Source organism: Exiguobacterium sp. PFWT01 (genome assembly GCF_018255795.1).
Classification (GTDB): domain Bacteria; phylum Bacillota; class Bacilli; order Exiguobacteriales; family Exiguobacteriaceae; genus Exiguobacterium.
This window is the reverse complement of sequence record NZ_CP073755.1, coordinates 1,616,702-1,629,185: the sequence shown is the minus strand read 5'-3', so window position 1 is coordinate 1,629,185 and position 12,484 is coordinate 1,616,702. Positions and strand designations below refer to the sequence as shown.

The following is a 12,484-nucleotide window of genomic DNA, read 5'->3' as shown; positions in this document are numbered from 1 at the left end:
TAAGGGAAGGGAATGAGGTCAGATGGTCGAGCGGAAACGTAATTTTTTGAAGCGATTCGTCGCTCATCATACGCTTCGGAAACGTGAAGCAAAGTGGATTCTTGACTATTGGTTAAGACATCCTGAAAAGCTTGGCAACGTTCATTTCGTGACAAACGCTTCGGTCTCACCACGAAGTCTCGTGATGACAGCGTACGGGTTTGACGGTGAACCGTTTCGATACCGACGGGGAGACCTTGTGACCATGAATCCTGAGAAGGCTTATCATGACATCCGTCTACACGATGGGCCAATCTATGTAGAGTTAAATTTTCAAGGCATGATGATCGATGAGAACTGGGTCGACATCGTCGAACAGAATCCGTTTGAACCAGTGGCAGAAGTGAGAGACGAAGTCTCTTCCTCTGCTCAAACGGTCATTCAAGCATCGGTTGCTCAATTTGAAGAAGAGCGATTGCTGATTGAAATCGATAAGGCGCTCGACCGACGAGACGAGAATTTATTCCGCAATCTGACGACTCAACTTCATCAAGTGCGAGCATCTAAATTATTTTGAAAAAAACAAGCGCTTCCGTTCCGGTAGGCGCTTGTTTTTTGGTATATTAATTACGTAGGAATACACAATTATTTCACAGTTCGTTCATAACTTTGAAAGGTGAGCGAAGTCATGTACGCTACAATAGACATGATGAGATATGAAGGAGAGGAGGGAAAAGATGAGGTTCGATAGTCAAGGGGCACTCCGCTCGATTGCCGAACGACAATACGTCGATACGCTCATCGTTCCGCTCGCAGAATTGGCGTTTGGTGAAGATATGGTTCGTAAAGCCGAAAGCTATGAAGTGATTCATGCCGTCACGGCTGAGACAGAACGTCAATTATCTGGTCGAACGATGCTCAGCCCGACCATCAGTTACACCGATGTGGAAGCTGGTGTGAAGTTGGCGCAGGATGTGGTGGCGAAAGCAAATTCATCCGGATTTTCTCACGTATTGTTTATCGCGTCAGACGTCCGTTTCAAAGCATTTGATTTGCCGGTTTTGTTCGTACCGCCGCTCGCGCTTGGATCGATGTCAAGCGATCAGGCGCACACGATGGTCCAGAATTTTGCGACGCAAGTCATCACGGAACTTTCGAGCCGTTGGATGGCGACATGAAGCGGTTGACGTAGAGGTTTTATTGATATACTATTTTGTTGAGTGAGAAATTTTTGTGAAGAATGCATAAAGAATTATGGGGTTATGCACACGAATGAGGGGGGAACGAAATGGCTCAAAATGGGTCAAAAGTCACGCGCCGTCAGTTCTTAACGTACACACTGACTGGAGTAGGTGGCTTTATGGCGGCAACATTGATCAGTCCGATGGTCAACTTTGCGATCGATCCGGTTTTGAAAAAATCCGGTGCAGGCGACAAAGTAAAAGTAATGAGTCTTGATGACATCACGACTGAGCCGCAACGTGTCGACTTTAAGAAACAAACACAAGATGCTTGGTATGAATTTGAAGAAACGCTTTCAGCATGGGTTTACAAAACAGATAGTGGCGAGATTGTCGCGCTTTCTCCGATTTGTACACACCTAGGTTGTCAGGTGGCCTACGCTGGTGACCCGACTCGTCCAACAGAATTCTTCTGTCCATGTCACTTGGGACGTTATGAAAAAGATGGAACGAACATCCCAGGTACACCACCGACAGCACCGCTTGCACGTTATGAAAAAGAAGAAAAAGACGGCTTCCTATATTTAGGTAGTCCAGTCGCTCAGTAATGAGAGGGGGAACTAGCCGATGTTACAAAAAATTTATGACTGGGTCGATGAACGCGTAGACATCACACCGCTCTGGCGCGATATCGCAGACCATGAAGTACCGGAACACGTCAACCCTGCTCATCACTTCTCTGCATTTGTCTATTGTTTTGGCGGTTTGACGTTCTTTACAATCGTCATCCAGATCCTTTCAGGGATGTTCTTGACGATGTATTACGTACCAGATATCATCAACGCGCACGCGTCGGTATATTACTTGCAAAATGAGATCGCACACGGACAAATCGTTCGTGGGATGCACCACTGGGGCGCATCTGTAGCCATCGTCATGTTATTCTTACATACGCTCCGCGTGTTCTTCACGGGATCGTATAAGAAGCCACGTGAGCTCAACTGGGTCGTCGGTGTTCTCTTGTTCTTCGTCGTCTTGGCGCTCGGACTCACAGGATACTTGCTTCCATGGGACATGAAGGCATTGTTCGCAACAAAAGTTACGCTTCAAATCGCTGAAAGTGTACCGGTTATCGGTGGTATTGCGAAGACACTTCTCGCTGGTGGTGAGATTGTCGGGGCGAGCACACTCGCACGATTCTTCGCAATTCACGTCTTCTTCTTACCGGCGGCATTGTTCGGACTGTTGGGAGCCCACTTCTTGATGATTCGTAAACAAGGGGTTTCTGGACCGCTATAAGCCGATTCGAGGAGAAAAAGGAGGAGAAACGATATGCATCGCGGTAAAGGGATGAAATTTGTAACCGACTCTCGAGTAGGAATCTCGAATCGGAAACAAAACATTGCAAAAGACTATTCAGAATACCCAGGACGCACAGAGGCGTTCTGGCCGAACTTCTTGCTTAAAGAGTGGATGGTAGGGTCGGTCTTCTTGATCGGATTCATCGCTTTGACAATTGTCGAGGCACCACCGCTTCAAAATATCGCCGATCCAACGAACACGTCATACATTCCGTTGCCGGACTGGTATTTCTTGTTCTTGTATCAATTACTCAAATATCAATTCGCTGCTGGGGACTGGATCTTACTCGGTACAGTCATTATTCCAGGTTTGGCGTTCACGGCACTTCTCGTTGCCCCATGGCTTGACCAAGGTCTCGAGCGTCGACCGGCGAAACGACCAGTCGCGATCAGTTTCATGTTACTTGGAATTCTCTCGGTCTTCTACTTGACTTGGGAATCTGTTCAAACGACACACTGGGATCAAGTTCATGCACAAGGTGAGCTTCAAATTCCAGGTGAAGGTCCTGAAATCGATACAGCGGCTCCAGGATATGAGATTTATTCGGCTCAATCTTGCGTCAACTGTCACGGTCAAAACCTAGAAGGTGGAGCAGCGGCTCCAGCACTCGTCGGAACGCAGTATACGGCTGAAGAAATCGCGGAAATCGCGGTCAACGGTGTCGGTACGATGCCAGCTGGTCAGTGGGATGGTTCAGATGAAGATCTCCAAGCCATGTCTGAGTTCATCGCTTCATACGGTGAAGGCGGCGAAAATAACAAGTAAGTCTTCAAGTGTAGCCTGAATATCGGGCTACACTTTTTTACTTCTGCACGACGCATACGATAAACTGAAGAAAAAGGATTGAGACAATGAACCCCATGTTTTTAAAGCCGTTCTTGATGCATCGGATTGTATTGACTATTTTATTGATCATCAACTTGGGAGGGACGATTTACGGGTATATCTGGTACGAGCCTCAATTGCGTGACACACCGTACATCTATTGGCTGTTCGTACCGGATAGTCCGACGGCATCATTCTTCTTTACGATTGTCCTCGGACTTTGGTTAGCCAACAAGCGCTCCCCGTTGTTCGAGACACTCGCCTTTATCACATTGATCAAATACGGGGTCTGGGCCGTAATCATGAACATCATGTATCTCGGTACGTTACCACCGGATGCGCCGACCTTGACCATCTTGATGGCTGTCATGTTGATGGTCTCTCATGGTGCGATGGCGCTTCAAGCACTCATCTACGCACCATTCATGAAATGGACCATTACTTCGTTTGTCTGTTCATTGATTTGGGTAATTCATAATGACGTAGTTGATTATGTGCTCGGTCAATGGCCGCGCTATCCGTCACTCGCGGAACATATCATGTGGATCGGCTACGGCTCCTTTTGGTTGACAGGATTATGTTTTTTTATGGGATATGCCTTCGTCCTACGTCCATCGCTTGAAAATAAGGTCATAAGAATGTAAAATCAAATTATCAAATACATGCAGAGGTGAAATAGAAAATGTCATTAGGTGGCTATATTTTCTATCTTGCACTGATCATGCTCATCCCCTTATGGGCCCAGATGCGAGTGAAAAGTACGTATAAGCAGTTTTTGAAACAACCGCTCCAAAGCGGTGTCACAGGTGCACAGGTCGCTGATTTCATCATGAAACAAAACGGTGTGCACAACGTAAGAATCGAAATGGTCGACGGACTCATGAGCGACCACTATGACCCGGTCAATAAAGTCGTTCGTTTGTCTCGCGAAGTGTATCAAGGGTCGACAATCTCTTCTGCCGCGATCGCTGCGCACGAGATCGGTCACGTCATTCAAGATGCGACAGACTATAAGATGATGCGCGTCCGCCACAGCCTTGTTCCGGTCGTCAACATCACGTCGAACTTGTCGTTCCCGTTGTTGCTCGGTGGTTTCTTATTCGGGGCACTCGGGTTGGCTCAACTCGGTGTCATCATGATGCTCGGGGCGGTCGTGTTCCAGTTGATCACGTTACCGGTCGAGTTCGATGCATCGAAACGAGCGATGGCGCAATTGACGTCTCACGGAATCGTGACGGCGACAGAAGAGACTGGTGCACGTAAAGTGTTGAATGCCGCGGCTTGGACTTACGTCGCTGCAACGCTCGTTGCGGTTGCCGAACTCATTCGTTTGGCACTCATCGTCTTTATGCCGCGTGAGGAATAGGATTGAATGGAATCCCGTCGGTAGGCGGGATTTTTTTATTTTTTGTTGAAAGGAAATGTTGTCAATGAAACCGAAGCTGACCGAGACGGGTCATCACCAATTGACAGATCGACTTGCGATGCTAAGAAGAGAGCGGACGGATGCGCGTGAACGGTTGCGGACAGCTCGAAAGTTTTGTGATTTCCGCGAAGACGTCACCTACACTGAAGCGGTACGTCAATATGAGCGGATCGAGGCGGATATTTTAGAACTGAATCACCTCCTTGACGACGCGACCATCGTCGAATCCGTTCAGTCTGAAGTCGTGACGTTCGGAAATCGGGTCGTGATTCGGGAAGTGCAACAAGAAGAGACCGAGCGCTATCGAATCGTGAGTGAGGCAGAAGCGGGTCTAGAACGAGGAAGCATATCCGTGACATCGCCACTCGGTCGTCGTTTGATGGGGGCGACAATGGGGCAAACGATTCAAGTGGAAACGCCAGGAGGTACGATTCAAGTCGAAGTGCTCCACATCGAACCATAAAAAATCGCCCGTTCATCTTATGAACGAGGCGATTTTTTAGCTTATTTCAAAGGCATCCGATTTTCATCGAACGTAAACCCTTCGCCCCCGACTTCATACACGTGATGGAACGTGACGAACGCATGCGGGTCGATCTGTTTGACGATTGTCTTCAAACGGTTCACTTCGTTACGGCCGACGACGACATATAAGACCTCGAGTTCTCGGTTCGAATAACCGCCTTTCGCGAGCAGTCGGGTCGTGCCGCGGTTCATCGTCGCATGAATACCGTCGGCGATAGCAGTGCGGTGGTCACTGATGATCATCGCCGCTTTACCGGCATACGTTCCTTCTTGCATCGAGTCGATGACGCGTGCCCCGATATAGACGGCGAGGAGTGTGTACATTGCCTCACGAATGTCGAGGTATGTCAAACTGAGGACGATGACAAAGAAGTCAAAGATGAGAAACGTCTTCCCAATCGACCAGCCGATATAGCGTTGTACGAGTCGCGCGATGATATCGACGCCGCCCGTCGTCCCGCCATTGCTAAAGATGATGCCAAGACCGACTCCGATGAAGAGACCGGCGAACAAACTGGCGAGCACCATGTCATCCGTCAAGTCGATGACGAGCGTCGAATACTTGGCGATGAGTGCATACCAAAGTGAAAAGGAGAACGTCCCGATGAGCGTATAGATGAAGGTCGTGCGACCTAACAACTTGTAACTCATGAAAAAGAGCGGGATGTTTAGTGCCAAGTTCGTGACAGAAGGTGAGATATCAAATAGTCCGCGGAGAATCAATGTGATCCCGGTGAACCCACCCTCGGCCAAATTGTTTTGGACGTTGAAGTGATAAACGCCGAATGCAAAAATAAAAGAACCTATTAAGATAAAAATAATATTTCGAACACGAATCGGTAATTGTACCGTCATCAGGTTCACCTCCCCTTAGATAGAGTACTCGAAAAACAGTTCGATTGACTACCCTGAACATATGACATTCAGAAACGAGTCGGCTATACTTTTCAAAGAAGAGGTGATGTAGATGAAAGTAGTAGCCATCGGGGCACATCCGGACGATATCGAAATCGGGATCGCCGGCATGACCGCCCAATGGACGAAAGAGAAGACTGAGGTCGTGTACGTCGATTTGACGAGAGCGGAACTTTCTTCAAATGGTGATGTAGAAACGAGACGACAGGAGGCAAGTGCGGCTGATGACGTGCTTGGTGTCCGTCGAATCAATCTAGGATTTAAAGACCGGGGGATTGACGGGGGAGAAGAGCAGCTCGAGGCAATCGTCTCCTTGATTCGCCGTGAGCGCCCAACCCACTTGCTCTATCCATTTGAGGTCGACCGCCATCCGGACCATGCGGCCTGCGCCCATCTCGTGACAGAGGCGCTGTTTAATGCCGGGATTCGAAAGTACTTACCCGAACTCGAGGCATATCGTCCGGAAAGTGTGTACCAATATATGATCAATGCTCACGTCGAACCAGATGTGTGCGTGGATATTAGTGACACGATCGAAGTGAAGACACGGGCGCTTCAATGTTACGCGAGTCAGTTCACCCCTGTCGATGGGGTGAAGACACCGCTCACCGATGCGTACGTGGAACGGGTCATCGCCCGTGAACGCCATTTTGGGAGCTTGATTGGCGTCGCTTATGCGGAAGGCTTGAAGCGCGTTCGACCGTATGTCGTAAAACGGGCAGGTGAGCTCGCATGACATATCGGATTGGGATTCTGTGTTATCCATCGGTCGGAGGCTCTGGGATATTGGCGACAGAGCTCGGCATGAAGCTTGCTGACCGAGGACATGACGTTCATTTCATTACGAGCAGCATGCCGTTTCGTTTGAACGCCTATCACCCGAATATCACGTTCCATCAAGTCGAAATCAATCAATATTCGGTCTTTCGGTATCCGCCGTACGACATGACGCTCTCAGCGAAAATCGCGAGCGTCATCCAATCGTTCGGGCTTGATGTCATCCATGCACACTATGCCGTACCGCATGCCGTTTGTGCCGCGCTTGGTCGCGAGATGGCGGGAGTGAAGACTCCAATCGTGTCGACGTTACACGGGACCGATATTACCGTGCTCGGTGAGGACGAGGAACTGAAACCGGCCATTCTTTATGGATTGCGCCAATCGAACGCGATCACGGCGGTCTCGCATAGTTTGAAACGAGAGACAGAAGAGCGGATTGCCAGTGATTTACCGATCCAAGTCATCCATAACTTCATCGATGAATCGGTGTATACGCCTCAACTCGACCCGACACTCCGGGAACGGTACGGCTTGTCGGATGAGGACCAGGTCGCCATCCACATTTCAAACTTCCGTCCTGTCAAACGCGTCGACCTCGTCCTTGAAGCGTTCGATCAGATGGATGTGCCGAATAAGAAACTATTGCTCGTCGGAGACGGTCCGCTCATGGGTGCGATGCGTCGACTCGTGACGGAGATGGGGCTTGAAGAGCAGGTCATCTTTGCCGGGAAACAAGAACAAGTCGCCGCACTTCTGGCAATCAGTGACGTTCACGTCCTGTTATCAGACAAGGAGGCGTTCGGTCTCGTAGCGCTCGAGGCAATGGCGACAGGTGTGCCCTCTGTCGTGAGCGATGCGGGCGGGCTACCTGAAGTGATCACGGACGGTGAGGACGGTTTCGTCGTTCCAAAAGGGGATGCGAGCCAGGCCGCCTCTGCGATGGAGCGGCTCTTGACCGATCGTTCGCTACGAGAACGGTTCCGACAAAATGGATTGGTGAAATCCCGGCGTTTCGCCTCACATGACATCGTGACCGAATATGAGCGCTTGTATGAACAGGTGGTGACATCATGACAGAATGGGAATACGCAAAACAAATCATCGACACGATCGAACAGCATGGGGGCGAGGCGTATATCGTCGGTGGTGCTGTTCGGGATTACGTGCTCGGGAATCTGCCCGATGATATCGATTTGGCGACGTCCCTCTTCCCGGAGGAGGTGATGGCGCTGTTCCCGAAGTCGGTTCCGACCGGTATTGAACATGGGACCGTCACGGTCATTCTCGACCACCATCCGTTCGAAGTGACGACATTCCGTTCAGAAGGGTCATATTCGGATTCGAGACGACCGGACCATGTCGCACTCGGGGTGTCGCTTGAAGAGGATCTATTACGAAGGGACTTCACGATGAACGCAATGGCGTTCCATGATGGGCGAGTGGTCGATTTATTCGGTGGCCAACATGATTTAGAGGAACGAATCATCCGAACAGTCGGCAGTCCGTTTGAACGGTTCGGAGAGGACGCGCTTCGCATCATGCGCGCGCTTCGCTTCATGTCACAGCTCGACTTCACCTTACATGACGAGTTGCGGGAAGCGGCGAGCGGGCTCGGTCATAAGCTCGAACAGATTGCGATGGAGCGTATCGCCATCGAATTTGAGAAACTGTTGACGGGACCTGCGTACAAGAAAGCACTAGGTGAGATGGTCGAGCTCGGCATTCATCGTCATTTACCAAACGTGACGACCGAACTGATGCAGCGTGTCCAAGAGGACACTCGGACCCCTGTGAACGCGGTCAGCGGGTGGGCACTCTTTCTCTATCATGTACAGGATGACGGTTGGCTATCGCCATGGAAACGGTCGAACGCCATCAAACGAGAGGCACGCACACTTGCACAGCTCTGTGAGACGGGGCTTAACCGGATGACGATTTATGCGACGGATGAACAGACGCTCTCCACTTATTTCCGAATGAACGGGGAGAGAGACCGAAGCCGTGAACTGAAACAGTCGCTCCCGATGACGTCACGGAAAGAGTTAAAGTTTAACGGGCGGGACGCCTTAGCGCTCGGGGCACGAGGGGAAGCGATCAAGCATCTGTTAGCCGACCTCGAACGACGCGTCATCTTAAACGAGTTACCGAACCATGAGACAGTATTGAAAGAGGAGGCGAAACGATGGCTTCAACGCGCGGGCGTGTTCTGACGCTATTACAAGATGGTGAAGTATGGAGTGGCCAAGAGTTGGCCCGTCAATTAAATATTTCACGTACCGCTATTTGGAAACATATCGAAACGCTTAAGCAAGACGGTTATGCGATTCATACAATCCCAAGAAAAGGATACCAATTGCTTGAGCAAAGTGACCGATTCGATGAACCGGCGTTTGCGTCATATCGGAAGGGACGGTTCGGTCAAATCGTCCATGCGTTTGACCAAATCGACACGACACAACGAATCGCCCATGAGCTGGCGCAACAACACGTGCCAGAGGGGACGCTCGTCATGAGCGAGGAACAGACGGCAGGGCGCGGACAACTCGGTCGCAATTGGTACAATCCGAAGCACGTCAATATCGCGGCAAGTGTGATTTTAAGGCCGGAGTTGCCCATTCGCGACGCATCAAAGCTTACCTTGATGGCGGCGAGTGCGTTTGCGAAAGCGTTGAATGCACGTGACCTTGACGTGACCATCAAATGGCCAAACGATTTACTGCTAAATGGCAAGAAAATCGGAGGCATTCTGACAGAAATGCAAACGGAAGGTGACCGCATCCAAGCCGTCATTTTAGGGTTCGGAATGAATGTCAACGGCGATGACATTCCGACGGAGTTGGCGCACCGGGCGACCTCCCTCTATTTAGAGACCGGGACGCGGTATCATCGCAGTGAGTTATTGGCAGAACTGTTGGCAGAACTCGAGACCGAATACGATCGGTTCCTTGACGTGGGATTTGCGCCCATTCGCTTGAACTGGATGAAACATGCCGCCTATTTAAATGAGTCGGTCACCTTGAGTGGGTCCCGGACGTCGCGAACAGGTGTCATGCGCGGCATCTCGGACGAAGGGGCGTTGCTACTCGAAGTGGATGGAACGGTCGAACCGGTCTATTCTGCTGAGATTGCAGTGTGGAATGATTGATGAAAGCGAGACCATCGACTATACTTAATGTGTCGGACGCTATCAATTTTTGAAGTGTACCGCGCTTGCAGACTGTCACATTCAGTTGTCTGCCTTGATCATTATGACAGGGACAGAAGGACACTAACTCATGAAAACCATGAATTTGTTTTTCGTGCGCCTTCTTGCCATCTGTGTAAGAGGGCGTTTATTCTTTCCTGTCTCCACGTTTAGGAGGAGAAACAGATGCACACGATGACTACATTGTTAAAAAAGATGAACGAGCAGGAAAAGCTCGTCATGTTGACGGCGTATGATTATCCGTCAGCCAAACTTGCCGAATCGGCAGGGGTCGATTTGATTTTAGTAGGTGATTCACTCGGAATGGTCGTCCTTGGTTATGATTCGACGATTCCAGTGACGATGGAGGACATGCTTCATCATTCGAAAGCCGTACGCCGAGGAGCACAACATACGTTCGTTGTGGTGGATATGCCGTTTGCGTCATATCACGGAGACTTCGATCGAACGTTACAGGCAGCATCGCGCTTATTCCAAGAAGGTCGTGCGGACGCCATTAAACTAGAAGGGGCCGGTGACGTGCTTCAGACGATTGAGCGTTTGACACGAGTCGGCATGCCATGTGTCGCCCATTTAGGATTGACCCCTCAATCGGTTGGCGTCCTAGAAGGATATAAAGTACAAGGGAAATCCCTTGAGGCTGCCGAGACACTCCTTCAAGACAGCTTGGCTGCTGAACGTGCTGGCGCGAAGATGCTCGTCCTTGAGTGTGTCCCTCATCAATTGGCAAAACGGATCGCAGAAGAGTTGACGATTCCTGTCATCGGAATCGGTGCAGGTGCAGATGTCGACGGTCAAGTGCTCGTCTATCATGACGTATTGAAATATGGGGTGGACCGTCTCCCTAAATTTGTCCAAGCGTATGCAGACGTGAATGAAGTGGCGACGGATGCCATCCGCTCTTATGTCGAAGAGACGAAGAACGGTCACTTCCCACAAGAACGTCATACGTTCACTATGGATGAGTCGTTGCTCGACTCGTTGTATGGAGGAAAATGATGAAGATTGTATCGACCGTCGAAGAATTACGTAGTGCTTTACCAACGGATCAAACGATTGGATTCGTGCCGACGATGGGATATTTGCATGAAGGACATATGAGCCTCGTTGAAAACGCGCGACGGGAAAATGACGTCGTCGTCATGAGTATTTTTGTCAATCCGACACAGTTCGGACCGAATGAAGATCTCGACCGTTATCCCCGCGACTTTGAACGGGATGAGAAGTTGGCACGTGAAGCGGGAGTCGATGTCTTGTTCTATCCGACGACAGAGACGATGTATCCCCTTGATATGGCGCGCGTGACCGTTCGTCACGGGGCGGACGTATTATGTGGGGCGAGTCGTCCCGGCCATTTTGATGGTGTGTTGACAATCGTCTCGAAATTATTTAACCTTGTTCAACCGACACGCGCTTATTTCGGTCTAAAGGATGCCCAACAAGTGGCATTGATTGAAGGATATGTTCAAGATTATTTCGTACCGGTAGAGATTCGACGCTGCCCGATTATTCGTGAAGAGACAGGACTAGCCAAATCTTCTCGAAACGTCTACTTGTCAGATGTCGAAACGGTAGAAGCGAGTCGGATCTTCAGCGCATTGACGATGGCGCGAGAGGCACTCGATGCAGGTCAACAAGCTGATGAAGTAAAACGACAGCTGACTGAACGTTTGGACGAGATTCCGAACAGTCAAATCGATTACGTCGAGCTTGTCGATTATCCGACGCTCGGTGTCGTCTCGAGCGACTCGACTGAACTCTTGTTAGCAGTGGCCATTCAGTTTGAACGGGCCCGATTGATTGATAATGTGATTTGGAAGAAGGGATGAATCCAATGATTCGTACATTTATGCATGCAAAGCTTCATAAAGCAACAGTGACAGAAGCAAACTTACACTACGTCGGTTCGATTACAATCGATGAAGATTTAATGGATGCGGTCGGCATCATGGAGAATGAACATGTACACATTACGAACAACCATAATGGTGCTCGTATCGAGACGTATGTCATCAAAGGGGAACGTGGGTCAGGCGTGATTTGTTTGAACGGTGCGGCAGCACGGCATTTCCAGGTCGGTGATGTGGTCATCATCATGGCGTACGGTCAAATGACAGCGGAAGAGGCGAAAACGCATCGTCCAAAAGTAGCCGTGTTGAATGAACAAAATGAGGTCGATCAACTTCTTTACGAGGAGATTGCTCATACAATTTTGTAAAGGATTCGGGGGTGTCGGCAGAGGCATCCCCGTTTTTTCGTTATTCGTTCTATGGTAAGATGAGACAG

The 12,484-nt window shown here is 49.8% G+C and carries 16 protein-coding genes; 15 read left to right on the top strand and 1 reads right to left on the bottom strand.

Annotation, left to right across the window (positions count from 1 at the left end; all coding sequences use genetic code 11):
• The first annotated feature begins 22 nt into the window (after positions 1 to 22).
• The 8 genes from KD909_RS08460 (at position 23) to KD909_RS08425 (ending at position 5,236) form a co-directional block, all read left to right on the top strand.
• Positions 23 to 556, top strand: coding sequence for a ReoY family proteolytic degradation factor (locus tag KD909_RS08460; RefSeq protein WP_015881475.1), 534 nt, complete (start codon positions 23 to 25; stop codon positions 554 to 556).
• Positions 557 to 716: 160 nt separating this feature from the next.
• The gene (locus KD909_RS08455) at positions 717 to 1,157 is read left to right on the top strand and encodes a YpiF family protein (RefSeq protein ID WP_015881476.1); all 441 of its coding nucleotides are present in this window, start codon (positions 717 to 719) and stop codon (positions 1,155 to 1,157) included.
• A 110-nt stretch (positions 1,158 to 1,267) separates the two neighbouring features.
• Positions 1,268 to 1,768: a QcrA and Rieske domain-containing protein gene (locus KD909_RS08450; RefSeq protein WP_015881477.1), complete on the top strand. Its 501-nt coding sequence runs from the start codon at positions 1,268 to 1,270 to the stop codon at positions 1,766 to 1,768.
• A gap of 19 nt (positions 1,769 to 1,787) precedes the next feature.
• Entirely contained in the window at positions 1,788 to 2,459 is a 672-nt protein-coding gene (gene qcrB / locus KD909_RS08445) for a menaquinol-cytochrome c reductase cytochrome b subunit (RefSeq protein WP_015881478.1), read from the top strand.
• A 33-nt stretch (positions 2,460 to 2,492) separates the two neighbouring features.
• The gene (locus KD909_RS08440; RefSeq protein ID WP_015881479.1) at positions 2,493 to 3,287 is read left to right on the top strand and encodes a menaquinol-cytochrome c reductase cytochrome b/c subunit; all 795 of its coding nucleotides are present in this window, start codon (positions 2,493 to 2,495) and stop codon (positions 3,285 to 3,287) included.
• 86 nt (positions 3,288 to 3,373) lie between these two features.
• Positions 3,374 to 3,991 carry a DUF1405 domain-containing protein gene (locus KD909_RS08435; RefSeq protein ID WP_211781332.1) on the top strand — a complete coding sequence of 206 codons (618 nt, stop codon included), beginning with the start codon at positions 3,374 to 3,376 and terminating at the stop codon, positions 3,989 to 3,991.
• A gap of 38 nt (positions 3,992 to 4,029) precedes the next feature.
• Positions 4,030 to 4,713, top strand: a complete 684-nt coding sequence (locus KD909_RS08430) for a zinc metallopeptidase (protein WP_015881481.1) — start codon at positions 4,030 to 4,032, stop codon at positions 4,711 to 4,713.
• Between the two features lie 64 nt (positions 4,714 to 4,777).
• Positions 4,778 to 5,236 (top strand): GreA/GreB family elongation factor, encoded by a 459-nt coding sequence (locus KD909_RS08425; protein ID WP_211781331.1) that lies wholly within the window; start codon positions 4,778 to 4,780, stop codon positions 5,234 to 5,236.
• A 41-nt stretch (positions 5,237 to 5,277) separates the two neighbouring features.
• Here the strand turns inward: KD909_RS08425 and KD909_RS08420 are convergent, their stop codons facing one another.
• Entirely contained in the window at positions 5,278 to 6,153 is an 876-nt protein-coding gene (locus KD909_RS08420) for a YitT family protein (protein WP_211781330.1), read from the bottom strand.
• A gap of 112 nt (positions 6,154 to 6,265) precedes the next feature.
• Here KD909_RS08420 and bshB1 point away from each other — a divergent pair, with 112 nt between their 5' ends.
• The 7 genes from bshB1 (at position 6,266) to panD (ending at position 12,416) form a co-directional block, all read left to right on the top strand.
• Complete coding sequence (gene bshB1 / locus KD909_RS08415; protein WP_211781329.1) at positions 6,266 to 6,949, top strand: bacillithiol biosynthesis deacetylase BshB1; 684 nt, start codon at positions 6,266 to 6,268, stop codon at positions 6,947 to 6,949.
• Positions 6,946 to 8,067 carry an N-acetyl-alpha-D-glucosaminyl L-malate synthase BshA gene (bshA, locus tag KD909_RS08410; protein ID WP_211781328.1) on the top strand — a complete coding sequence of 374 codons (1,122 nt, stop codon included), beginning with the start codon at positions 6,946 to 6,948 and terminating at the stop codon, positions 8,065 to 8,067. Before bshB1 ends, bshA begins: the two co-directional genes overlap by 4 nt.
• Complete coding sequence (locus KD909_RS08405) at positions 8,064 to 9,203, top strand: CCA tRNA nucleotidyltransferase (protein WP_211781327.1); 1,140 nt, start codon at positions 8,064 to 8,066, stop codon at positions 9,201 to 9,203. The genes bshA and KD909_RS08405 overlap by 4 nt, the downstream gene beginning before the upstream one ends.
• Positions 9,176 to 10,138, top strand: a complete 963-nt coding sequence (locus KD909_RS08400) for a biotin--[acetyl-CoA-carboxylase] ligase (protein ID WP_211781326.1) — start codon at positions 9,176 to 9,178, stop codon at positions 10,136 to 10,138. The genes KD909_RS08405 and KD909_RS08400 overlap by 28 nt, the downstream gene beginning before the upstream one ends.
• Before the next feature lie 225 nt (positions 10,139 to 10,363).
• On the top strand, positions 10,364 to 11,197 hold the full coding sequence (panB, locus tag KD909_RS08395; RefSeq protein WP_211781325.1) for a 3-methyl-2-oxobutanoate hydroxymethyltransferase: 834 nt from the start codon (positions 10,364 to 10,366) through the stop codon (positions 11,195 to 11,197).
• Positions 11,197 to 12,027, top strand: a complete 831-nt coding sequence (gene panC, locus KD909_RS08390; protein WP_211781324.1) for a pantoate--beta-alanine ligase — start codon at positions 11,197 to 11,199, stop codon at positions 12,025 to 12,027. Before panB ends, panC begins: the two co-directional genes overlap by 1 nt.
• A gap of 5 nt (positions 12,028 to 12,032) precedes the next feature.
• Positions 12,033 to 12,416 (top strand): aspartate 1-decarboxylase, encoded by a 384-nt coding sequence (panD, locus tag KD909_RS08385; protein ID WP_015881490.1) that lies wholly within the window; start codon positions 12,033 to 12,035, stop codon positions 12,414 to 12,416.
• Positions 12,417 to 12,484: the final 68 nt, after the last annotated feature.